24 protein-coding genes are annotated in these 25,179 nt (G+C 33.0%); 3 read left to right on the plus strand and 21 right to left on the minus strand.

The features are described from left to right. Positions 1 to 84 precede the first annotated feature (84 nt). The 4 genes from ACP3TL_RS09040 to ACP3TL_RS09055 form a co-directional block, all read right to left on the minus strand. The gene (locus tag ACP3TL_RS09040) at positions 85 to 585 is read right to left on the minus strand and encodes a cupin domain-containing protein (protein ID WP_277575862.1); all 501 of its coding nucleotides are present in this window, start codon (positions 583 to 585) and stop codon (positions 85 to 87) included. Between the two features lies 1 nt (position 586). Continuing rightward, on the minus strand, positions 587 to 1,303 hold the full coding sequence (locus ACP3TL_RS09045) for a YebC/PmpR family DNA-binding transcriptional regulator (RefSeq protein WP_285326076.1): 717 nt from the start codon (positions 1,301 to 1,303) through the stop codon (positions 587 to 589). A 230-nt stretch (positions 1,304 to 1,533) separates the two neighbouring features. Continuing rightward, the gene (locus tag ACP3TL_RS09050; RefSeq protein ID WP_069826303.1) at positions 1,534 to 1,890 is read right to left on the minus strand and encodes a transcriptional regulator, SarA/Rot family; all 357 of its coding nucleotides are present in this window, start codon (positions 1,888 to 1,890) and stop codon (positions 1,534 to 1,536) included. Positions 1,891 to 2,224: 334 nt separating this feature from the next. After that, positions 2,225 to 2,884 carry a Bax inhibitor-1/YccA family protein gene (locus tag ACP3TL_RS09055; protein WP_069815232.1) on the minus strand — a complete coding sequence of 220 codons (660 nt, stop codon included), beginning with the start codon at positions 2,882 to 2,884 and terminating at the stop codon, positions 2,225 to 2,227. 428 nt (positions 2,885 to 3,312) lie between these two features. On the opposite strand from ACP3TL_RS09055, the gene ACP3TL_RS09060 reads away from it, so the two are divergent. Next, positions 3,313 to 4,125 carry a LysM peptidoglycan-binding domain-containing protein gene (locus ACP3TL_RS09060; RefSeq protein ID WP_069832655.1) on the plus strand — a complete coding sequence of 271 codons (813 nt, stop codon included), beginning with the start codon at positions 3,313 to 3,315 and terminating at the stop codon, positions 4,123 to 4,125. 326 nt (positions 4,126 to 4,451) lie between these two features. On the opposite strand, the gene ACP3TL_RS09065 is transcribed toward ACP3TL_RS09060, so the two are convergent. From ACP3TL_RS09065 to ACP3TL_RS09085, 5 genes are all read right to left on the minus strand, one after another. Continuing rightward, entirely contained in the window at positions 4,452 to 5,459 is a 1,008-nt protein-coding gene (locus tag ACP3TL_RS09065; RefSeq protein WP_069815228.1) for an inorganic phosphate transporter, read from the minus strand. Between the two features lie 13 nt (positions 5,460 to 5,472). Next, complete coding sequence (locus tag ACP3TL_RS09070) at positions 5,473 to 6,090, minus strand: DUF47 domain-containing protein (protein WP_002508370.1); 618 nt, start codon at positions 6,088 to 6,090, stop codon at positions 5,473 to 5,475. A gap of 369 nt (positions 6,091 to 6,459) precedes the next feature. Continuing rightward, positions 6,460 to 7,488: a sensor histidine kinase gene (locus ACP3TL_RS09075; RefSeq protein WP_069832654.1), complete on the minus strand. Its 1,029-nt coding sequence runs from the start codon at positions 7,486 to 7,488 to the stop codon at positions 6,460 to 6,462. Further along, on the minus strand, positions 7,481 to 8,155 hold the full coding sequence (locus tag ACP3TL_RS09080) for a response regulator transcription factor (protein WP_069832653.1): 675 nt from the start codon (positions 8,153 to 8,155) through the stop codon (positions 7,481 to 7,483). The genes ACP3TL_RS09075 and ACP3TL_RS09080 overlap by 8 nt, the downstream gene beginning before the upstream one ends. A gap of 16 nt (positions 8,156 to 8,171) precedes the next feature. Then, on the minus strand, positions 8,172 to 9,089 hold the full coding sequence (locus ACP3TL_RS09085) for an NAD-dependent epimerase/dehydratase family protein (RefSeq protein WP_069832652.1): 918 nt from the start codon (positions 9,087 to 9,089) through the stop codon (positions 8,172 to 8,174). Between the two features lie 121 nt (positions 9,090 to 9,210). Between ACP3TL_RS09085 and ACP3TL_RS09090 the strand changes: the two genes are divergently transcribed. Next, complete coding sequence (locus ACP3TL_RS09090; protein ID WP_069815220.1) at positions 9,211 to 9,717, plus strand: GNAT family N-acetyltransferase; 507 nt, start codon at positions 9,211 to 9,213, stop codon at positions 9,715 to 9,717. Between the two features lie 226 nt (positions 9,718 to 9,943). Here ACP3TL_RS09090 and ACP3TL_RS09095 read toward each other — a convergent pair whose 3' ends face one another. The 12 genes from ACP3TL_RS09095 to ACP3TL_RS09150 form a co-directional block, all read right to left on the minus strand. After that, the gene (locus ACP3TL_RS09095; protein ID WP_069815218.1) at positions 9,944 to 10,975 is read right to left on the minus strand and encodes an alpha/beta hydrolase; all 1,032 of its coding nucleotides are present in this window, start codon (positions 10,973 to 10,975) and stop codon (positions 9,944 to 9,946) included. A 272-nt stretch (positions 10,976 to 11,247) separates the two neighbouring features. Beyond that, entirely contained in the window at positions 11,248 to 12,315 is a 1,068-nt protein-coding gene (locus ACP3TL_RS09100) for a YkvI family membrane protein (protein ID WP_285326071.1), read from the minus strand. A gap of 469 nt (positions 12,316 to 12,784) precedes the next feature. Beyond that, positions 12,785 to 13,285, minus strand: a complete 501-nt coding sequence (locus ACP3TL_RS09105) for a hypothetical protein (RefSeq protein ID WP_002508377.1) — start codon at positions 13,283 to 13,285, stop codon at positions 12,785 to 12,787. Between the two features lie 173 nt (positions 13,286 to 13,458). Beyond that, on the minus strand, positions 13,459 to 13,821 hold the full coding sequence (gene dhaM / locus ACP3TL_RS09110; protein ID WP_069832651.1) for a dihydroxyacetone kinase phosphoryl donor subunit DhaM: 363 nt from the start codon (positions 13,819 to 13,821) through the stop codon (positions 13,459 to 13,461). A 2-nt stretch (positions 13,822 to 13,823) separates the two neighbouring features. Then, positions 13,824 to 14,399 (minus strand): dihydroxyacetone kinase subunit DhaL, encoded by a 576-nt coding sequence (gene dhaL / locus ACP3TL_RS09115; RefSeq protein WP_069832650.1) that lies wholly within the window; start codon positions 14,397 to 14,399, stop codon positions 13,824 to 13,826. A gap of 33 nt (positions 14,400 to 14,432) precedes the next feature. Next, on the minus strand, positions 14,433 to 15,398 hold the full coding sequence (gene dhaK, locus ACP3TL_RS09120) for a dihydroxyacetone kinase subunit DhaK (protein ID WP_069832649.1): 966 nt from the start codon (positions 15,396 to 15,398) through the stop codon (positions 14,433 to 14,435). A 163-nt stretch (positions 15,399 to 15,561) separates the two neighbouring features. Beyond that, positions 15,562 to 16,578 (minus strand): FecCD family ABC transporter permease, encoded by a 1,017-nt coding sequence (locus tag ACP3TL_RS09125; RefSeq protein WP_277575864.1) that lies wholly within the window; start codon positions 16,576 to 16,578, stop codon positions 15,562 to 15,564. Then, positions 16,575 to 17,576 (minus strand): FecCD family ABC transporter permease, encoded by a 1,002-nt coding sequence (locus ACP3TL_RS09130; protein WP_069832647.1) that lies wholly within the window; start codon positions 17,574 to 17,576, stop codon positions 16,575 to 16,577. Before ACP3TL_RS09130 ends, ACP3TL_RS09125 begins: the two co-directional genes overlap by 4 nt. Before the next feature lie 9 nt (positions 17,577 to 17,585). Further along, on the minus strand, positions 17,586 to 18,389 hold the full coding sequence (locus ACP3TL_RS09135; protein WP_285326068.1) for an ABC transporter ATP-binding protein: 804 nt from the start codon (positions 18,387 to 18,389) through the stop codon (positions 17,586 to 17,588). Between the two features lie 419 nt (positions 18,390 to 18,808). Continuing rightward, entirely contained in the window at positions 18,809 to 19,645 is an 837-nt protein-coding gene (locus tag ACP3TL_RS09140; RefSeq protein WP_069815203.1) for a YitT family protein, read from the minus strand. A gap of 577 nt (positions 19,646 to 20,222) precedes the next feature. Then, complete coding sequence (locus tag ACP3TL_RS09145) at positions 20,223 to 21,452, minus strand: NupC/NupG family nucleoside CNT transporter (RefSeq protein WP_069815201.1); 1,230 nt, start codon at positions 21,450 to 21,452, stop codon at positions 20,223 to 20,225. 388 nt (positions 21,453 to 21,840) lie between these two features. After that, positions 21,841 to 23,559 (minus strand): ABC transporter ATP-binding protein, encoded by a 1,719-nt coding sequence (locus tag ACP3TL_RS09150; RefSeq protein WP_069832644.1) that lies wholly within the window; start codon positions 23,557 to 23,559, stop codon positions 21,841 to 21,843. Positions 23,560 to 23,799: 240 nt separating this feature from the next. On the opposite strand from ACP3TL_RS09150, the gene pbp4 reads away from it, so the two are divergent. Then, positions 23,800 to 25,092, plus strand: a complete 1,293-nt coding sequence (gene pbp4 / locus ACP3TL_RS09155) for a penicillin-binding protein PBP4 (protein ID WP_285326065.1) — start codon at positions 23,800 to 23,802, stop codon at positions 25,090 to 25,092. Positions 25,093 to 25,179: the final 87 nt, after the last annotated feature.

Consider the following 25,179-nt stretch of genomic DNA (forward strand, 5'->3'; position numbering starts at 1 on the left):
TAATATTAAAAATGAGAGGCCTATCAGATTCTAAAAATCTGATAGGCCTTTATTCATATACAGATGTTTTAAATTAGAAATTAACTAATTTCGAGCTATATCACTTTCGGATAAGGCATAACGTTCATGAACATCTTTTAAACTTGGAAATTGATTATTTAACCATTCTTTACTAAGTACTTCAAAATGTTCAAATTCAAATGCAGGTTGGCACATGCAACCAACAAGTGCATAACCATTTTGACCTTCAATCGAAGACGCAAAAATCGTCCCTTTTGGAACCACGTATTGTAGAACATCACCTGCTTCAAGGTCTTTACCAATTGTCACACTTTGATAATGTCCATCCGGATCAATCATATGCACTGTTAGAGAATCCCCAGCGTGATAATACCATATTTCATCTGCATCAATACGATGAAAATGCGATATATTGTCATGTGTTAACAAGAAATAAATACTTGAATATGCTGCTCTTTCATTTAGATAATTTGAATTAGCTTTGATAACCTCTTTATAATAGCCACCTTCTGGATGTGGCTGTAAATCTAATTGGTTAAGCCAATACTGAATATTTCCATCCATATTACTTCAAATCCACATTATGGAAAACATTTTGAACGTCTTCTAAATCTTCTAAAGCATCAACTAAGGTTTCAAACGCTTCTTGATCTTCTTCAGATAATTCTATATCTGATTGTGGCAACATCTCAAATTCAGCGACCTTAAATTCTTCAACACCTGTTTTACGTAGAGCATCTTGAACTTGAGCAAATTGATCTGGCTCAGCGTAAATAATAGTTAACCCATTTTCTTCAATAATGTCTCTCACATCGATATCTTTTTCCATCAATGCCTCTAAGGTATCATCTGCTGATTTGCCTTCAATACCAAACACAGCCGTATGATCAAACATATACGCAACTGACCCAGAAACACCCATATTACCGCCATTTTTACCAAAAGCTGCACGTACATCAGAAGCAGTTCTATTCACATTTTCTGTTAATGCGTCTACTATAATCATTGACCCATTTGGTCCAAAGCCTTCATATCTTAATTCATCGTAGTTTTCTTCACTTGCGCCCTTAGCTTTTTCTATCGCTCGATCAATAATATGATTCGGTACAGAATAAGTCTTAGCTCTTTCTAAAGTTAATCTTAGCGCCTGGTTTGATTCCGGATCTGGTTCACCTGATTTAGCCGCTACATAAATTTCTTTACCGAATTTAGCGTAAATTCGACTTGTATTTTTGTCCTTTTGAGCTTTTTTCTCTTTAATATTATTCCACTTACGTCCCATACTTTCATCACACTTTCTCGAAAAATATTTTTATTAACATGATATATTATACAATAATTTAGCTCTATTACATAGAACTACGTATATAAATGACAAATAACCACACCTTATATATTACATAATAAATAAGACTAGTCATACGCAACAGAATTTCATGTGTATCACTAGTCTTTTAAATCATCTCAAAATATGAATCAATAAAGGACATCTCATTACTTGATCCACATTTTTTATTCAGTATATGATTCAATTTCATCTAATAATGCCTTGTAATGTGCTGCGTTTTTTTCGTTCATTAATAAGTATACTTTACGTTCATCTTCTGTTGAACGTATCTTACTTACTCTATCTTGATCAATCAAACGACGAATGGAAGCAAGCACTTTAGTTCTACTCAAATCCAATTCCGCAGTAGCAATTTTTAAAAATGGCTGCATCAACATATGCTTTTCACTACAATTTTGCTGAATGAGTTCTAAAACTGCTACATCATTGATTGTCAGTTTATATTTTTGTTCTATGTAATGCGTTAAACTTTTATATTTTTTATAAACATTTAAAAATTGCGCCTTTTTCTCTTCATTCATTGCTATCACACCTCCAATTGAAATTATGATGAATGTATCTAACACCTTGCGAAGTAACACTGTTTTATTTTTGTATTTTTTTATTTGAATCAATATACTTTTATCTTTACGTAATTTTGAATAAAATAATTAAATTTGTCAACACTTTTTTATTAATTTAACTAAATTATAATAAACACTAATTAGGTCACTTTTTTAAAATCGTCTCATCACTAAATATTCGCTGAATATAAAAATACACCCTTAAAGTTAAATACTAAAATCAACTTTAAGGGTGTACTCATGTTAATTACTTAATTATCAAAAAGCAAATACTTTATCGATAGTTGCTTCTTTATTTTCTAAATTTATTCGCTAGTCTTAAAACATATTTTATAATGTGTAATAAATTGATGAATAAATTAAAGCCCATTTCTCTTGGTGAGTATTGCCCCCGTTTCATACGATTAAAATCGTATAATGTGTAAAGAAGGAACAATAATAGACCTACCACAGTAATAATCGTATGGAACAATGAATTTTGAATAAACATACCAATCAAACTTGCAACAATTAGCGCTATTAATGTTACAAATAAATATTTACCCATACTTGCGGCATTACCAATTACAAAAAAGCCTATAATGCCGAACACCATAAATCCTGCAATGGCAAGAATTACATTTTTATAGAATACTTCAGGTCCTAAATTTTGCATATATGTCGTAAATGTTGCGAATGATAGCAATCCTACTACAATTGCATATATGTGAGAAATGACTAAACCATATTTACGCGCTCTGTTAAAAATAACAGTGATAAGAACTAAACCAAGTAATACGAATGATAAAGGTCTTCTCCATTCCAATGGCAAGTATTGTCCGAAGTAACAACCAATGCCAAAAATAATCCAGTAATAGACAAAAAAGAGCCATACTTTTCCATAAGCATGAGACTTAGATTTATCTTTAGACTGTTGTTTATGCTTATTTATATGTTGTGCCGTTTCAGCCAATTGATTCACTCCTTAACTATAAAATAATATTTAAATACTTGAATATTATAATAACATCAATAACCTTCAATAAACGTAATACTTTAACTTTCACTATTTCAAACCATACCAAACATGATTCTTATAATTTTCCAAGTGTATTGAGCTAATCCTATCTATTTCTAACTACAAGCAACTTAATTGTTACAAATACGAAAAAACTAAATACCATTCTCTCTTTATAAAGTCTTATAAATCGCATAATAAGCGTCTTGAGGGACTTAACCCTTTTTGCACTCAAATATTAATAATATTACATCTTTATAACAACACACACAAAACATCTGATTTTTGATAGTATGGAACGTGAATTCAGATTAAAGAAACTATCACATATATTTAATACATATCTGCTTTTAGGGTATATAGGAATTGAAGGAGGAGTTCTTTTGAAAAAGTTAGCATTTGCAGTAACAGCTGCTTCAGGCGCTGCAGCGGTTATTTCTAATCATGAAGCCGATGCATCAACACAACACACAGTGAAATCTGGTGAGTCACTTTGGACAATTTCACAACAATACGGTGTTTCAGTAGATGAAATCAAACAAAGTAATGATATCAATAACAATATTGTATTTCCGGGACAAGTTATTGAAATTGGTGGAAGTGGTTCACAAGAGCAAGGCTCAAGTTCAAACTCTTCTTCACAATCATCTGGCGGCTCAACGCATACTGTAGAATCTGGTGAGTCATTAAACACAATTGCAAACAATTATGGTGTTTCAGTAGATGAGCTTATATCAGCAAACAATTTGAGTGGATACATAATCTATCCGAATCAAACATTAACAATTCCAGGGGCAACTGGTGGTTCTGGCGGTTCTGGTGGTACAACAACACCAAACCAAAATACAGGTAGTTCATCAGCAAGTGATGCTAATCTATACGATTGGGGTCAATGTACATGGCACGTATTTAATCGTAGAGCTGAGACTGGTAAACCAATTTGCACATATTGGTGGAATGCTGATCACTGGGCAAACAATGCAGCAGCAGATGGTTATACTGTAAATAATACACCAAGCGTTGGCTCAATTATGCAAAATTACGAAGGCCCTATTGGTCACGTAGCTTATGTAGAACAAGTTAATCCAGATGGTAGTATTTTAATTTCAGAAATGAATTATAATACTGCACCAGGGACAGTAGATTATCGTACAATCCCAGCTTCACAAGCTTCAAGCTATAATTATATTCATTAATGTATGAATTTCATATTGAATAAAAAAGCAGTTAGACTTCTATTTAGAATGCTAACTGCTTTTTTATTTGAACTATTTTAAACAAGATCACATACAACATCACTCATAAGCTCACTCAGTCGTCTTATGAGCTTGTAAATAGCTTTTACTGCCTACTTACTAACATATCTTATTAAATGCTTATAACAAAGTCACTGATGTCTATAAATAAAAGACCGAGGCTGGGACATAAAATACATGCTCAGCCTCGGTCTTATTTTGAGAATAGACAATCACGCCCAAACTCTTTTATACTTCAAACGCTAATCACGCTATAACATACCTAATTATAGGAAGATATTCATAACGAAATAAACAAGGGCAGCAACAATTGCAGAAATCGGCATTGTGATAACCCATGTAACAATCATACGTTGCGCAGTATTCCATTTCACGCCTTTAATACGATTAGATGAGCCTACACCTAGAATAGATGAAGAAACAACATGCGTCGTTGATAACGGAAAATGTAATGAAGATGCTACAAAGATTGTTAAAGCTGATGATAAATCTGCCGCAGCACCATTAGCCGGACGAATTTTCATTATATTACCACCAACTGTTTTAATGATTTTCCAACCACCAACAGCTGTTCCTAACCCCATAGCAGTGGCACAGGCAATTTTAACCCACAATTGTGGTTCAACAGAACCACCTGGTTGTAAGTTAGCTACGATTAAAGCTAATGTAATAATACCCATTGATTTTTGAGCATCGTTGGTACCATGTGAAAATGATTGTAACGACGCTGTGAAAATTTGGAAGAATCTAAAGTTTCTATTTGATTTTGTTAAGTTTGCATTTTTAAATACGACTTTAACAATTGAATACATAATGAAACCTACACAAAAAGCAATTACTGGTGATATCAGTAATACAGCAATGATTTTTGTAAAACCTTCATAGTGTAATACGGCAAACGACCCTTGCGATGCGATAGCTGCACCTGCAATGGAACCAATTAACGCATGAGAAGATGAACTCGGTATACCATAAAACCAAGTAAGCAAGTTCCAAAAAATTGCTGCAATGATCGCTGATAGCACCACAACAAGCCCATTTTCTAATTTAAATGGGTCTACAATATCTTTAGTTATTGTACCTGCAACTCCAGTAAAAGCCAATGCACCAATAAAGTTCATAACTGATGCTAATATAATAGCAGTTCTAGGCGTTAATGCACGGGTTGAAACAGCAGTAGCGACAGCATTGGCTGTATCATGAAAACCATTGATAAAGTCAAAGATAAGTGAAAAAATAACGATAGCTACTGTGATGATTAAAATATATTCCATTAGTTAGGACTCCTTAGCTATTTTTCATAATTATAGTTTCAAAGTTATTCGCTACAGCTTGACATTTATCTGCAATTTCTTCCATGCTTTCATAAATTTCTTTTATTTTAATAAGCGTTATTGGATCTGTTTCACTGTTAAAAATATGTTTGATTGATTGACGTAAAATGCCATCACAATTTGTTTCAAATTCTTTAATATTAATAGAATGAATACGCATATGCGATAATTTTTTATCAACAAGTAACCCAACAGCTAATTTCATTTCTGCAATAGCTTTTTGGATATTATCAACAAATTCAGCCATGTATTCATCTGTATATTCAATTGAATACATTTCAAACATCGCTGACGTTTCTTCTATTGCATCTAAAACATCATCAATTGCATTACATAATGAAAGGATATCCTCACGTTCAATTGGTGTGATGAAGGTTTGGTTTAAATCGGAAATCACTTGATGCATTAATTCGTCACCGTGTGATTCATATTTTTTAATATTGTCTGAATAAGCTTTCAGATCTAAGTGCGTATTAAAATCCATTTTCCCAAACTCAATTGCCGCTCGATCTAAGTTAAAGACCATTTCTTCAAGTTGCACCATGAACTTATCTTTTTTCTTGTTAAACATCCAAAAAATCCTCCATTTACAGCGACTGTTTCCAATCAGCTTCAATAAATTTAAAAAATCAAAACTCTTTTAAGACAAATTAAAATTGGCAAGATTAACAATTCACTCATCATCACTTAATGTGTCCTTACGTTCATGGAAATGAGTCTTTGCTTCTATACCGGTTAAAAAATCTCACAAATGTTGATTTGTCCTTATATGAAAATAGCACAAAATTTACAATTCCACAATTAAATTTACAATCTCTTAACATTTAAAATTTGTAGGAGCAAAAATTTTGTCCGAAATATATTTTTCTAAAATTTATTATAGTTCACATTTTAAATTTGCGAATTTCATAATTAAAAAGCAATGAAATCATAACAGATTTCATTGCTTTTCAGATAATCTTGCAACAAGTTCATTTTGATTAGGAAACATAAATGAAGCCTTGGTTCCAATTTGTTCTTCTGAAGTGATATCCACTCGGATTCCTAATTTGTCTTTAACGTTACCTACTAAATATAGACCAATGCCCGATGAAGTGGTCTCATTACGATAAGCAGTGGAAGTAAATCCTTTATCGTAAATTCTCGGCAAATCTTTCTTACTAATTCCTCTACCTTCATCTATAATTTCAAGTGTTACATGTTTATTAACTATATGAGCTTTAATGTGAATTGTACTATCTTCACTATATTTAATAGCATTAGATAAAATTTGTCTTATCATCATCCGACACCATTTTGTATCTGTATAGACATCATAGTCCGCTTCAAAATCAAGATCGTAATCAATGCCTTTAGATTGACTAATATACCTTGTGATTTGTATTTCTTCTATAATAAGACGTTTTAATGCTACATGTTCAAAATATAAATCATTATTTTGAAACTCTAATCTCGTTAAAAATAATTGTCTGTCTAACATTCCATTAATTCTCGACCACTCAAAAAGCAAGGCGTACTTTCGCTCTACATCTTGCTCTTTTTCGATCAATAGCTTCATTGCTGTTACTGGTGTCTTAATATCATGCACGAAATCAGTTAATGACGCTTCAGTTGTTTGAATTTGTTTTTTCTGAGTTGTAACTAACATTTTCTGACTTGTAATTTGATTATACAAATAATTGACCATCTCTTGTTGAAATGGTGTATCAGCAAGAGATTTATGCTTTAGTTCTTCAGGCTCGATGTTATTGTACAAATGTTTGAAAAATTTTACTTCCTTTATATATGTATATAACAAAAAAGTAACTGAGATCCCTAAATTCAAAATAATAATATAAAAAATACTACTTACACTGATATCGTAATCTAAATATGCAATAAATAGAAAAATGAAATGTAATAATATGAGCCAAAGTATCCAATTTAATCGTGAGCGTAGAAAGATAAATAACCATTGAATGTTAGCCATGCGCCATATACCCTTTGCCTATTTTAGTTTCAATCGCATCATTCATATCAATATCAGCTAACTTTTTTCTTAAACGATTCACATTAACAGTTAACGTGTTATCACTTACAAATGCTTCATCATCCCACAATGCTGTAATCAAAGTATCTCTAGTAACGATTTGATTTTGCTTTTTCACTAGCATTTCTAAGATAATCATTTCAGTCTTAGATAAATAGATTTGAGCATCACCTTTACTAATGCTATCTTTAGATAAATCTAAAGCCGTTTCCTGCCAAGACAGTACACGCTTCTCATCAATACTGAATTGATAGACGCGTCTATATATAGCTTGTAGTTTTGCAATAAGTACACTCGTATTAAATGGTTTTTGGACATAATCATCTGCGCCTAATTCCATACTCATAACTTGGTCCATTGGGTTATCCCGTGAAGATAAGAATAGAATAGGTGTATTGGAGACCTCTCTAATTTTTCGAGTCCAATAGAAACCATCATACTTAGGCAATTTAACATCCATAATTACAATTGCAGCATTCACTTCTTCAAATTTTGACATAACATCATTAAAATCACTGATGCCATGCACTTGAAAGTCCCATTGTTCTAATTCTTCACTCAGTTCTTTAAATAATGTCATATCATCTTCTACTAATAAAATGTCCACATGATCACCTTTTCAATTATTTAGTATATTTTATTTCTTCACCTGATTGTATACGACCATTGAAATGTTTTATACGACAATCTATTTCAAATCCTCTCATCATCAAATCTTGAAATGGCGATTGGAACAAGTAATACGCTGGCCAGATGAGTTTAGGAATATAATCATATAAATGGACGATTACAGTTTGTGTTCCTTCCAGCTTTCGGAATTCTAACTTTCCTTGTTTCGTTAGATTCGGTTTTACTATCGATCCACCTACTAAATTTAATGTAATCATATCGCTTTCTGTTATCGTTTTATGAAGTACAAGTATTGGATTGCGTTTATCTTTGATATAAACAACAAAATTATCGCCTTCATTATAAGTATGTAACATCGTTCCTTTAGTTTTATTTAACCAATCAAAATAATATTCCACCATTTGATTTAAGGTCCAGTTCATTGGCAATTGTACATTAAGTGCACTTCGTACATCATCATACTTTGAAACTTGTAACTCGACTGCAACATGAGTTCGTGAAACTTTTACTTCTGTTTTTTCGACAGGCGTTCCATACGCCGACAATCGCTCTATTGACTCATTATCAAAGCGACTCCCACTAATATAAATGATTTTTTTAATTCCTTTTTTAGCTGTCGCACGTCCAAAATTATCAGCAGCAATTAAATTCATATCTCTAGCTGTTGCTTTGGTCAGCTTTGCTGAATGCTTGGTTGGATCTAAATAATAGATGGCCATATCCATACCTTCCATTGACTCAAGGACATCATTATAATTATAAATATCTTTTTTTAACCATGTCACTTCTTGAAACTCATCTTCTTTAGGATATTTCGACATCGTAAAAAGCGTCGCCTCATCTTTAATAGATTGTATTAAGTTTTTCCCTATATAGCCTGTTACACCTGCTAATAAAATATTAGGTTTCATAGTTATACTTCCTTTATTTTAATTTGTCTCTATTTAAATATCTCCTAGTAAAATCATGCTAATGATGTTAAGTTATACTATAACTGAGTAACAGCAAAATAGAAATGAGGAGTGGACACATATGGTTCATCAAATTCGTGAAATCGGTATCAATGATATAGATCCATTTGTAAAATTATTAACTACTATCTATGATGAATCTGAATATTTAATATATAATCCTGGTGAATATGCGCCATCTAACAGTGATGCCGTTTCAAACTTGGAACATTATATAACATCACCGTCCAATGCGATATATGTTGCCGAAAATAACGGAGAACTTGTTGGTTTTTCAATCGTAACAACTGAAAAGTTTGAACGTACACGTCATGAAGCACATTTTTCAATGGGTGTTATTAGACACTATCGCGAAAAAGGGCTTGGCCAATCACTTATTAATTCTATTGAAGCATGGTGTTTAAACCATAACATTCGCCGCATTGAAGTTTCTGTAGTCCCTGAAAACGAAACAGCGGTAGCTTTATTTAAAGCTGCTGGATATCAAATTGACGGCGAACTTCGAGATAAACTTTATATCGATGGGCGTTATTTCAATAAATATATAATGTCTAAGTTATTACTTTAGTCTACCTCAATGTTTATATATTAAACGTTTCACTATTCTTGTTTAAGTATAAATTAATAAATGGGAATGGAACAGCAATCCAATTTTGCTCATAACATTTCGTTGTATGAGCCCACGACTAGAACTAAAAACAGCTTATAGTTTCCATTACAGGAGATCTATAAGCTGTTTTTTTGAAATCTTTTATATAACTTTATTACGTCTAGTTGATTTTACTGTTTACTCATTAGTAAGGATTCAATTGAACACCCTCAGGATTTTTTGATTCGGGCTTCAATTCTCTCTCTACACCAGAAGCGCTTGTATTTCTACTTAAGAAACTCAATGTATCTTTCATATTTTGCTGTGACTCCGGTAATTGCATATGAAATTGGTATTGATGTCTCAAATTATGTGATCCATCATAAAATAGTTTATCAACTGGAACATCTTTTTCTTTTAGTTTTTTATAAAAATCAATGTTTTGACTATAAAATGGATCTGCATCCCCTACTGATAAAAATGTCGGTGGATAATCTTTTGTCACTTGGTTTATCGTAGACATTTCACTGATATATTTAAATTGTTGTTCCCAATCTCTCTTGCCAGTGTAACTTTCCATAAAGAGCTGGATTCTAGGAAACTCTGTTTCTTTCACCGTTTTCATATCATAAAAGCCACCAAAAAAGATTGCTGCTTTTATTTGTTCCGGTTCAAACTGTTGGTTAAACTCCATATCTTCTCGTAATGATTCATTTGTTTGGATAGCTGTAAATTGACTGGATAATTGGGCGCCTGCTGAGTCACCACCGAAAACAACTTGATCAAAATCTATAGGCAACTCATGTTTATTCTGTTTGATAAACTGAACTGCACGATCAATTTGTTTTAACTGTGTTGGGTATTTATAGTCAGGTGCAAGTGCGTAATTAATATTCACTACGATATAACCTTGTTCAGCAAATTTTGATAATAACGGATTTTTATATTGTTTATCTCCTGCGATAAATCCTCCACCATGTAACCAAAAAATGACAGGCAATTTATTATCTTGATCTAATTCAGTAGGCGTTAAAATATCTAAGCGACTATTGGGTATCCCACTGCTATAAGTTATATTAGTAAATGCATTTACATTTTCATTATTAATTTGTACTTTTTCTTTAAATTCTTGCGCATTTTGTCGGTCATATTGTTGCTTAAGTAATATTGCAATCACAATTGCAACGACAACAAAAACAACAATAGCGATAATTGTCCATTTATGTTTTTTCTTCATGCTCGACCTTCCCTTTCGCATGCATTGTATCATAATTAATAATTACGTAGTAGTATTTATTTGAACGATTATAATAGACTAAACTGCCTTCTTCTTTATTTTAAAAATCAAATTGAGCAACTAACGTTTATAATTATAAATTCATCTCTATATAGGTTCATATCATATTTCAAAACAATAAATGGCTGCTAGATATCCAATAGGATTCTAACAGCCATTTATTAAATCTAGGATTTATGTCCTAATTTTATTTATACTTTATTTCATCACGGTTACGCTATGTGATCTTTATTTTGATTTTTTCTTGAATAGTATTTAATAAGTACTGCAATAACTACAACTAAGCCAATTACACCCATGATTGGATATAAGAAGTTAATTAAGTCTGCGAAACCTACGAAACTTAATGCATAAGCTACGAGCACCATTGCAACTATAAACACATGATAATTTTTACTATATGGTTCTGTAAATCTTGCAGCAAACGAATACATTAAACCAAGAATTGTATTGTACATAACTGCTAACACAATAATAGATAATACTAAACCAATCCAAGGATGAATTTCATTTGCTAACGTTAGTGTTGGAATAGAAGCATCTTTAATTGTCGTATACTCTGATTGTAATGCAAAGTTAATTAGCGCTAGTAATATTGTATATACAACACCACCAAATAATGCACCTGCACCAGATATTTTACGTTTGGACGCGTCTCCACCAATCGCAACAATTGTACTAAAACCAACTGCGAATGCTAACCCACCATAAATAATACCGTAAAAGATACCTTTCCAAATACTCGCCTCTGGAACTGTTTGGTTCACTTCTGCAAAGGAAATATTTCCATTAAATAAGTAAAATACTGCAATGATAACAACTAAAATAATTAAGAATGGCGTTACCATACCTAACGCACGTACGATTTTGTTAAAGTCCATTAATAATGTAATGTAGATAACAATCACCATAATTAATGCACCTAACCACGTTGGTATGCCAAAACTTTCTTCAAACGTTGATCCTGCACCTGCAATCATTGTGACTGAGATACCAAATAAGAAGAAGATAAGTAAATAGTCAATTATCTTACTAAATACACCACCGAATAAATAATCTAAAGTGGATTCATGATTTTGCGCATCGAATGCAGTACCAATCTTAGCAACTTGTCGACCTGCAAATCCTAATATCAATCCTGATATAATAACTCCTAGATACGACCAAAGCCCATAAGGAGTAAAGAATTGCATTACTTCTTGTCCCGTTGAAAAGCCAGCACCTACTACGATACCAACATAAGCGAAACCAATTTTTATAGCTTCTTTATTCAAGCCCATGTGATTTATAACCTCCTCTTAAGTTAACACATTGAGTTATTATAAAGCACTGTCATTATTTTGCAACACGACAAATTTCAAATTCACACTATTAATTAATTTTTACACTAATCATCTAGTGAATTTACATACATTTAAAAATTCATTTTTATTTTTAAATATAAATAAAAACTCTGTATTATCAAGCTCACAACAGGTTGAGGCTTTTATTCTCTGTAATTTTATACATTTATTATGCACTTGTTATCTCTACTTAAAAACTATAAATTTTTTAAATTTTTTATTGCTTTCAAGTTAACCATATATCACAATATTTAAATTGTCACTGTATTTCTATAATTTTAGTGAAATTTTATTATGTATATGCAACCTAACAATGCTTTTTAGAAAAAATAAAATTAAAAACCGAAAACCTCAATTTAAAAAAGAGATTTTCGGTTGAATATGTTTTTATTGCTAAGCATGTTAATTAATGTGCATTTTTATAGCGATTTAGTTCATTAAAGTCTACAACAACATTATCCATACGTTTAGCCGTTTCTTTAAGCACATTACGCGCAACACTATTAGACGGATCTAATTTTAGTATTTGTCGAGACACATCAAATGCTTTTTTATCAGAAATGACTGGTTCAGGAACTGCATGTAACAATAACATTTGTAACAGACTTTTTACTTCTTTACTGTCCGTAAGTTTTATGGATGATTCTGCATGATAATAAGCTGAGTCCAATGCACCTTGTAATTCACTTAATGGATAAACTAATAATAGAAAAGCTAAATCATGCATTTCTGCAGTTTCTTCTACTTTCATCATATCTAAAATACATGTGTAAAACATGACACTTTCTACTTCATGTGCACTTGAAATGTACGCCTCTTCAAATTCCATAAAATCTGTCTGGGACATTAAACGTTTTACTGACTCGAATTCGCCGTTTAAGACATGCTTTTGTATTAAATCTTTCATGGCAATGTCCTCCTAGGTATCCAGATTTCTATAACAGTTAGGTTCTATTCTACCACAGACTATTTATATATTCATATAAAAATGAATCTTTTTGCCATATTAATTGAAGTCCTTATAATATATTAATTACCTAACCTTTACCAATAGTCTATCAACATCAATAAGTAAATTACTTATCCGAAATTGCGTTTCAAATCATCAACAATTTCTTCGATAGAACCGCCTACTGATAATTTAACAGCAGCTGTAAAACTACCTTCAACAATCGGTGCATCGACTTTTTCTACTTGATACTTACCTTCATACATTTCAATAGCTAAATCTAAGTTCATTTCTGCAGAACCAATATCATAGAAACAAAGTGCATCATCGTCTAAATCATTAATCATTTCTTGTATATGATCGTAAGATGTTCCAATTTTACCTTCAACGCCACCCTGTATTAATATTGGAACATCTCCTGCCATTTGTTCCAATAATGCTTTTGTACCGTTTGCAATATCTTCACTATGACTCACAATTACAATTTTCGTCATAATTATTCATCTCCAATCAATGCGTTTAATATATAAACACTACTCTGTGCACCAGGGTCAATGTGACCTTTTGATTCTTCTTTAAAATACGATGCTCTGCCTTTTGTAGCAACGATATCTTTTGTTTCGTCTGCGTATGTTTGTAGCACATCTGCATTTAAAGTTTCTCCTTGTTGTACCGCTTCGTTTGCGCGTTCTATGACGTCATACATTGTTTTCTCATTTAATTCAACTTTACCTCTTTGCTTAATTGCTTCAGAAAATGAATTCAATACTTCTTTTAAGTTTGTAGCATCTAACTCATCGCCAACAACTTGAGACATTTTCACAAAACTAAAACCATACAGTGGGCCTGAAGCACCACCGATATTAGACATCAATGTCATACCTGTAGACTTCAATAAATTTTGCATGGAACTATCATCTATTTTCTCTGGTAATGCTTTAAATCCTCTAACCATGTTCACTCCATGGTCACCATCGCCTATAGCTCGATCTAATTCTGTTAATAGCGCTTCTTTTTCTTCAAACACTTCTACTAAATTAAGTAATCTTTCCTTTAATTCACTTACATTCATTTATGTTCCACTCCTTATCGTATCTATGACTTATTAATTAAAGTAAGGACTTGCTGTAGACTCAGTTAAAGCTGTTAACACTTCTTCTGTATATGGGACTAATGTTAAAGATAAGCCTTGCATATCTAATGCAGTCATATAATCTCCCACAAACCAATGTACAACATCAATATGCTTTTCTTGGAAATTTTCTGCTACATATTTTGCTGCTATATTAAGTTCAGATAATGGTGTTGCACCCATACCATTCACCATAACGATAAGTTTTTCTGAGCTTACTTCTTCCATTAAAGCTTTAATTAATCGCTCGACAATTTGATCTACAGCTTCCACTTTTTCTCTAGATAATCCTTTTTCTCCATGGATGCCTACACCGATTTCCATTTCATCACTTTCAATATCAAATCCATATTGTCCAGTTGTCGGTACCATTGGCGCAGTTAAAGCCATACCTAATGTTTTTACACTTGGTAAAAATTGGTCTACTTTTTCTTTAATGTTAGTTAATGACTCTCCCTGGTCTGCTAAATATCCAGCATATTTATGTGCTAATACTGTACCAGCAACGCCTCTTCTTTTATCATCATCGCTTACTGCAATATCATCCTTAACAATAACTGTTGCTACTTGTATGTCTTCCATCTCTGCCATTTCTTGTGCCATTTCAAAATTCATAACATCACCAGCATAGTTTTTTACTACAAGTAATACACCATCTCCATTATCAACTGCTTTAATCGCACTTAGAATTTTATCAGGTGTTGGTGATGTGAATACTTCACCACAGACAGCAGCGTCGAGCATCCCTTCTGCTACATAACCAGCATGTGCAGGTTCGTGACCACTTCCACCACCAGAAACTAGAGCAACACCTTGCTTTTTCTTCTCTTTTCTTACAACAACAGTATCTGCAATGACTTCAATTTCATTATTCGTTATCGAAAGTCCGTCCAACATATCTGTTAAAAATTGTGTTTTATCTTTAATTAGTTTTTTCATAGAGATGACCTCCTAATTTGAATGTTCATTTATAGTATACCCTACACATGAATGCAAACGCTAACATATGAAAATTGATAATGATTTCTTTTGTAATTATTACCAAAAATATTAAAAAAGAAGCTTGGACATGTACTTTTGTCCAAACTCCTTTTTTTAATATTTATATTGATTTTGATTTATACATTAAATATAAGAAATAAGGTGCACCAATGATTGCGACGACGATACCAGCTGGGATACCTGAAGGTTGTAATATCACTTGCCCCACCGTATCTGCTAACACGAGTAAAAATGCACCTATTAATATTGAAATAGGTAGAAAGAGTTGGTGTCTTGGACCAACAATCGATTTAGCGATATGTGGTCCTAACAAGCCAATAAAGCCAATTGAACCCGCTACTGAAACAGCAGTAGAAGATAATATAACTGCAACGAGTAATAATACAATACGTTCTCTTCCAATTTTTACGCCTACACCTTGAGCTATGTGTTGATGTGTATTTAATAAATTTAAAACATTAGACTTAAATAATAAAAATGGAATTAATATGAGAACCCATGGTAAAAACGCAATTACAAATGCCCATTCATCACCCCAAATATTACCCGCGAGCCAAGATGCAATAAACTCTGATTGATCTTCATCAAATGTGGACATCAAAGTCATTGAACCACCACTTAATGCAGTAGCCATGCCTACCCCTACAAGTACCATGCTTGAAGGGGTAATACCTTCACCTTTATTATAACTAAACGAGAAGATAATAAGTGCTGTTAAGATGCCACCAATCATGCTTATGATTGGTAGAACATAGACAAAGTTTCCAGCATCTACATTCCCTATAACCATAAACAGCGCTATAGCAAAACCACTACCTGCGTTAATGCCTAATATACCTGGCTCAGCTAACGGATTCTTGGTAACACTCTGGATAATCGCGCCACTCATAGCTAATGCCGCTCCAGCTAAAATCGTAATAATCATCCGTGGCATTCTAAATTCCATTAATATCAATGTATCGGTATATGCGCCTTGACCAAATAAGGTCTTAAAGAACGTACCTACCGACATCTTATACTCACCTGAAGTCATACTCCACGCACAAGCGAGAAGCACAAGTATAATCAGAATCACCATTGTTAACCATTGTTTATATCTCAGTTTCGGATCTATCATGAGAAGCGACCTCCTCTTTTAACTAAATACAAGAAGTAAGGTACACCTATAAAGGAAATAATGGCTCCAACTGGCGCTTCACCTAACATACGGGCAACCGTATCAGCTACAAGCATCAACAAACCACCAACTAATGCTGTGAGTGGAATAACGCGGGCGTAGTCTGTACCGACTATATATCTCACAATATGTGGTACCATCAAGCCAACAAATGCAATTTGTCCTACCATAGCAACAGCTACACCAGCCATTACCATAGATAAAATTAAAGTGATAGCACGTGTAAACGCCACATTTTGCCCTAAGCCTTTAGCCAATGTTTCACCTAAATTTAAAATCGTTAATTGTTTACTCATACTCACCATAATGATAAGCGCCACCAAAATAAAAGGTGCTGCCCACATCAACTGATTCCAAGTTGTTCCAGATACACCGCCAGCACTCCAAAATGTTAAACTTTGGTTCAATCTAAATAATAGCGCTACGCCTTGACTTAAGGCTGTTAGTAACGCACTAACTGCTGCTCCGGCCAATATAATTCGCATCGGGTTAAAACCATCGCTTCTTGATCTTCCTATCATTAAGACGAAAAAGCCACCTATGAGCGCACCAATAAAGCCTGCTAACATCAATATGATGAATGGTGCTGACGGATAAAATGCGAAGGTCAGTGCCAGCATAAATGAAGCACCAGCATTTAGTCCAATTAAACTTGGATCCGCTAGACCATTTTTAGTAACCCCTTGAATTACAGCGCCTGAAGTTGCTAAGGCAACCCCTACTAAGATTGCTCCGAGATCCCTTGGAATACGTATTTCACTTATAATATTATGTTGTTGGTTTTTAGGATTATAATTGAACACTGCCTCGAATATAGTAGATATATGGATTTTTGCATCCCCATATAGAATCGACACAATTAAAGCAACTACTAATAATATAAACACTATTATAAATGTAGTTGTAAAATTCAACTTGCCCTTTTTCTTTGTGGTCATAATTAGCCTCTAAACTTCCGAATAACTTTTTCTACATAAATCGTACGTCACTAGCATAGGTTTCCCTGTTCTTGGATCTGTGCTAATTTCAACATCTATATTGAATACTTTTTCTAAAATTTCTTTAGTTAATACCTCTTCAGTCTCACCATTAGCAACAATATTTCCATTTTTCATAGTGATTAAATGGTCTGAAAATCGCACAGCTTGGTTAATATCATGTAAAACCATAACAATAGTACAACCTTGTTCTTTATTTAATTGCGTGATTAAATCTAAAATTTCTAATTGATGTGAAATATCTAAAAATGTCGTTGGTTCGTCTAAAAAGATAATATCTGTACGTTGCGCCAATGCCATAGCTATCCATACTCTTTGACGTTGACCTCCGCTTAAATCATTAATAGGACGTAGCCTAAATTCATATGTGCCTGTAACTGACAACGCCCAATCGATTTCTTTTTTATCTTCTGCTGAAAGACGTCCAAATCCTTTTTGATGAGGGAAACGTCCATAGGATACTAATTCTCCCACTGTAAGGCCATCCGCAACTTCAGGAGATTGTGGTAAAATCGCAATTTTTTTAGCAATATCTTTGGTTGCTTGTGCGTGTAAGTTCTCACCATCTAATTTGATTACGCCACTTTTAATAGGTAATAATCTCGATAACGCTTTCAATAATGTGGATTTGCCACAACCATTCGGCCCTATAATTGATGTGATTTTACCGTCAGGTATATGGATATCTAAGTTTTCAACAATTACGTTCTCCCCATAACCAATAGTAACTTGTTCTCCTTCTAAGCGACTCATAAATTCCCTTCTTCCTATATAAATAAGCATAATGCACTATATATTTTTTTACATTTAATTTGTCTCAATTCATCGTATATATCATTAGTTCAATTTAATAAATGATAATCATTATCACAGATGACATTATATCATTTTTTATATATTATGACTATTAAATCTCATCCTTTTCAACCCACTTTTCGATGAATTTAACATACATTAAAAAGAGACAATATCCCTTTCGTAATCCTATATACCGTAATATAATAATTTCAATATTCACCAGACAACTATCTAGATAATCTAAAAAAACAGCAATTACAGGTTGAGGCTGTGCCCTCAGAAAGCGTGCATAAAAAAACCACCATGAAGTCAAGAGACTTCATGGTGGTAAAAAATCTTTGCTTATATTTCAAGCACTTATATTTTAAAATAAGTTAATGTTCATCAATCAAGAAACCATTACCATAAACATCACGCACATCATGAATAACTAAAAAGGCTTCCTCGTCTATATTTCTTATCAAACGCTTCGCCTTGGTAACTTGCGTTTTAGTAATTACAACATAAAGTATATCTTTATCTTGTTTAGTGAAATAACCTCTACCATTTAGAATAGTCAGTCCACGCCCAACTTGTTCATCAATGACTTTTGCTATTTCGTCAGGATTACTTGAAATGATAGTCATTGCTTTCTTCGTATTTAAACCTTCTATTACATATTCCATTACTTTAGTACCAATATATAATGAAATAACTGTTACTAGCGCGCTAGAAATTGGAATTACTGTTAGTGATATTGCTACTACAATTAAATCAAAGAATAGCAATGCATATGGTGTACTTATATCCAAATATTTATTAGCAATTCTTGCTAAAATCGTTGTTCCAGCTGTTGTACCACCAGCAAGTACAATAACACCGATACCCAAACCAACGCATAGGCCACCAAATACCGCATTAACTAGTATATTTCCAGTTTCAATTTGCCAACTTGATGTTAATTCTAAAAATATTGATATTAATATTGTAGCTACAATCGTTAAATACATACTTCTTTTACTTAAAAATTTATAACCAATTGCAATAAGCACAGCATTAAATACAAAATTGGTAATACCAGGAGAGATATGAAAGGCATAGTATAGTACGATTGCTAAACCGGTCACTCCTCCTTCACCTAAATCAGCAGATATAATAAATGTATTTACCCCTGCCGAGAATGCAAATGATCCAAATAGGACTAATATTAAATCACGTACTGTTTTATTCACCTACACGACCCCCTTGTATTTGCTTCAATCAATTGAATGTTAGCAAAAAATGACCAATACCACAACATCCACCAGCATAAAAACACATAAAAATTATATTCAAAACGCAATTATAATGAGAATTATAAATTGAAATTTCTTCGATTTTTAAAAATTCTGAATTTTCGGTTTACTTTAGCGCATTCCTTTGCTATAATAAAATCTATCTTCTTATTGATAGCCAATAAGAAGCCATCTCCTTTGTGTTGTTTATAGTAACAAACAAAACAATTTTTGCTCGAGTATATTAATGGTACCTAGTCCTTACTATTAGTATATAATTAATTCATTTCCCGTAAAAGCCAAGTAATGATGAATGTGTCTCCTCACTTCATTTACTTGGCTTTATTTTTATGCGTAGTATCGAGTCATTCATTTTATTATTTAAAAATATCAGTGCTTTGGGCTGACTTCTGCGGGGAAAGTGCTAGCCACAAACTACAGTCTAAGTCTGTGCTCACGAAAAGCGTGCATAAAAAATGCCAACAAAGTTGGAGACTTTGTTGGCATTCTAAAACTATTTTTTAACTACAACTTCTTACCAAGCAAACAATCCTACAAATCCTGCAGTCATTAATGACACTAGAACACCTGCAAGTAATAACATTGGCACGTATTGAGATACGAAGTCTGATGTTTTTTTATCAACAATACCTTTTAAAGTACCTATAATCATACCAATTGTTGAGAAGTTCGCGAATGATATCAAGAATGTCGTAATAACAGCACGTCTATGAGGCGAATAAGAATCTATTACATCTTTAATTTGCCCCATTACTACAAACTCATTCGTTACAATTTTCTTCGCCATTTGTTGCGCTACAATCCATGCTTCATCCCACGGTAAACCAAGCAGTAGTGCGAATGGATACATGAATGCACCTAATATTTGATCTAAGCCAAAGCTTCCTTTAAGACCTGCCCAACCACCTATAATACCTGTAAGCAAGTTGATAAAGCGATCGATTAAATCAGAAAGTGCTACAAAACTGATGACGAATGCAACGATAATTAAAATTAATTTACCTGCATTTAATACTGAATCTCCCAAGAATGAGAAAAAGGGTTGACGCTCAATTTCATCATTGCGAATACTGTAAATAATATCTTCTTTTTCCTCTACAGATACAGGATTTAAAATTGAAGACACAATAATCGCATTAATAATATTTAATGGAATTGCCGTCAATACTAAATCGCCGGGCACCATAGTCACATATGCGCCTACAATCGCACCTGATATCGAACTCATTGACATCATTGCAATCGTTAGTACACGTGTTTCTTTCATTCGTTTTAATTGTTCATTAGATACTGCAAGTGCTTCAGTGTTACCTAAAAACATCATTTCAATCCCAAAGAATGATTCGAATTTAGGTTGGCGCGTAATTTTAGCTAAGACCCAGCCAATTGCACCAATCACTTTTGGTAATATATTGAAATACATCAAAATATCAAATAAAGGAACAACTAATAATATAGGAAATAACGCACTTACTGCCATATCCATTGCTCCAGGTTCTACCCAACTCGCAAAAGCGAAGCCAGTCCCTGCGTGCGCAGAATCAATTACCCAAGAAATTCCGTTTGCTAAACCTTGTACTGCTGTTTTTCCCCAAGTAAAAGACATAAAGAACCAAGCTAAGAATAAGTTTAAAACGACTAATATCCCAATCGACTTCCATTGGATATTTTTTTTGTTTCTAGAAAATAGTACAGCAAGTCCTAAGAAAACAAGTAATCCAATTATGTTGATCACTAAAAACATAATACACCCACCATTCCTTTTAAATCAATGATAACAATGAACTTCTAAAAGTAACTTGTTGCTATGTATCGGAATAATTAAAACAAACACATTATATGGTTGCCAAACTAGATAATTGCACATTTATACCAATCTCTAATGTGTTTGCTTTTATACTACATATCCCTGTTTAGTTAATTCACTTATTTATAAATTTAAATATATACTTTTCAAGTCATTGTTTCTTAATAATGCACAATAATTATAGCATGTATGGACTTTATATAAAATAACAATTTTATAGTTCGATTATCGTTACTAAAAACATAAATCCCAAAGAGAAATGTCCGTGTTTTCTTATGAAAGCGAATACATCAACATGGTTTTCGAACGTGTTTTTCGCTTTTTATTATTTTGACAAATTTTGTGTGCGTACAAATTGTTGATACTTTTCGTGATTTGCCATTAATTCTTGATGACTTCCTTTACCTGTAACTTCGCCACCATCAATAAATATAATTTGTTCTGCTTTTTTAATCGTAGAAAGTCTATGCGCAATAACAACTGTTGTACGATTTTCCATTAATTCTTCTAAGGCATCCTGAATTTTACGTTCACTTTCACTATCTAAATTGGCAGTAGCTTCATCCAGTAATAAAATGTCTGGATTTTTAACAAAGCTTCGTGCAATATCTATACGTTGACGCTGTCCACCAGATAATTTCAAGCCACGTTCGCCTACTATCGTATCGTAGCCATCATCAAATTGTTCAATAAATTCATGACAATTAGCTAAGTGTGCATAATGGATTAACTCATCCTCTGTCACTTCACGGTTAATACCATACAAAATATTATCTTTGATTGTACCGTTCATTAATGCGTTAGATTGCATAACGTAACCAATTTTCTCACGCCAATCTCCTAGCGAGATATCATAAATAGATTTACCACCATATGTAATGTAACCATCTTCAATTTCATACATACGTTCTATAATATTAAAGATTGTACTTTTACCTGACCCCGATGGCCCAACGAACGCTGTTACTTTGCTCGGTGGTATATCAAAAGAGACATTTGAAAGTATTGGTTTAACGCCATATTTAAAATCAACATTCGCAAATGTTAGGCTACCATCAATGATTTCGCTTCCTTGCTTCGACTCCAAGGGTTCAGTAGGTTCTTCCATAATTTCATAAATACGACTACTAGCACCTACTGCTCTTTTATAATCTGTCACTAAAGTAGATAAATTAACGAGTGGCGCAGAAAGTTGAATAACATAGAAGATCATTGCAATTAATGTTCCGGCCGTAATCGCACCAGTAGAAATTCTAATCGCACCAAAGCCTAAAATAATAGCTATCGTAAGTAACATAATCATTCCAGTTATAGGTTGTATGATAGCTGTAATTTTTGCTTGTTTTAAACCTAAAAAATAAATTTCTTTTAAATTTTTATGCGCATTATCCAATTCAAGCTTTTCAGTACTTGATATTTTAACTAAACGCATTTCTGTTAATACGCGGCCAAGCAAACCACTAAAGTTAGCAATTTCTGATTGCGTTTTTTTAGATATATTTTGCATAACCTTACCTAAAGGTATCATGATAAGAATAAATAATGGGATTGTGATAAAAGTTAATAATGTCATTTTCCAATCCATTATAAAAAGCATAATTAACGAACCTATAATTGTTAATAAGGAAGGTAATAAATTTGGCAATTTACGCGAGATAAATTCATTTATTACTTTTGTATCATCTGTTAAACGACTCATTAATTGACCACTTTCGTTTTGGTCAAAGAACGGCATTTTCAAATGAATAATGTGTCGCCATAAAACTGAGCGAATGGCATAAATAATCTTTTCACCAATCTTACTTAATAAATATAAACCTAAACCACTCAGTAACGCATTTATGATAAATATACCTATAAATGCGGCAATGAACATCCAGTTAATATCTTCAAAAGAAAATTCATCAACAAGTTTACCAGTGAAAAAAGGTACGGCTAGTCCTGTGATACTACCTAATGAAGAAATTGTTACAGCAATCACAATCAGCCCCACTGGCCAAGATAATTTTTTAAATAAGTAGAACAATGGATTCTCTTGCTTCATGTTTATTACCTCTTCTAAAATTATTTTGAAATTCAGTTACTATTTGATGAAAGTGAGCAGTTCACCATAATAGTAATACAGATGTTACATATACAACTCCACACAACAAGGTTTCATACAATCATTTCTCTATAGCACAACAAGGCTAAAAACCATTGTTATAACATTTTATTATTGACCTAAATGTGCTAAGATATTTCTATTGCACTAAAACTGAATATATTAAGAGGGAATGTAATTATGAGAAAGTTAATTCTGACAATCGTAACTGTACTCTTCGTTGGTACAATTATAACACCTTTTGCCGATGCAGAAACAGTAACACCTACTCAAGCGGCAAACCAATACGGTCAAAGTGTTTCCGAAGACTACCACCCAGAAGGTGCAGTTAATGTTGCTCAAACAGGTCAAATTCTTTATCAGTATCAGATGAATAAAGATTGGTATCCTGCTTCAATGACCAAGTTGATGACAATGTACCTCACACTTGATGCAGTCAATAAGGGAAAGTTATCTTTAGATGATACTGTGAAAATTACAGAAGATCATTATCGAATGTCCACTTTACCAAAAATTAGCAACACAAAACTATACCCAGGTGAGACATACACTATCAAAGAATTACTTCAAATAACAGTCTCAAACTCTAGTAATGCTGCTGCACTCATTTTAGCAAAAGAAGTTTCTGGTAATACTTCAGATTTTACAGACGCAATGAATGAAAAAGCAAAATCTCTAGGTATGAAAAACACTCATTTCGTTAACCCAACAGGTGCAGAAAATACTCTGTTAAAGGATTTTGCGCCAGAGAAATATAAAGATCAAGAGAGTTCTACATCAACAGCAAAAGATTTTGCTATTTTATCACAACGTGCAGTTCAAGACACACCAAAAATCTTACACTTTACAAAACAGCTTGCACCTACACAACACAGCGTTACTTATTACACTTTCAATCATTCACTTGAAGGTGCTGATATGAGTTTAGAAGGTACTGACGGTTTGAAAACCGGTTCAAGCGACATCGCAGATTACAACCACACGATTACAACCGAACGTGATGGTTTTAGAATTAATCAGGCTATCATGGGAGCTGGCAATTATAAGTCACTCGGTGGAGAGAAAGAACGCAATAAGATTGGGAACGCCATAATGAATATGTCCTTTGATCAATATAAACGTGAAAAGATATTATCTAAAGGAGAACAAGAAATTAATGGCGATACGTATTATGTAGAAGAAGACCTTTATGATGTGTTACCAAAAGAGTTTGATAAAAATGATTACAAACTCGTGGTAGAAGATGGCAAAATCCACGTTGATTATGATCGACAATTTATTTCTGATAAATACGGTCCACCAACAGTAAGTGTGAAAAAACCACTCGTTCATAAAACAACTACAGTTGTAAAATCTTCATGGGATGACCATCCAATACTAACATTATTGGGCACAGTCTTAATCATTGCTGCACTTGCAATTATTGTTTATCTCATTTTAGATCGATTTAGAAAAAAATCAAAGCGTAAATAATTAAGTCTTAACCGTTGAATAGCACTGCTCCTATTCAATATATTTATCTTAAAACCACTGCCATTAAATTCGATTCAAAACGAATTG

This window comes from Staphylococcus caseorum (genome assembly GCF_049943195.1).
Lineage (GTDB): Bacteria > Bacillota > Bacilli > Staphylococcales > Staphylococcaceae > Staphylococcus > Staphylococcus equorum_A.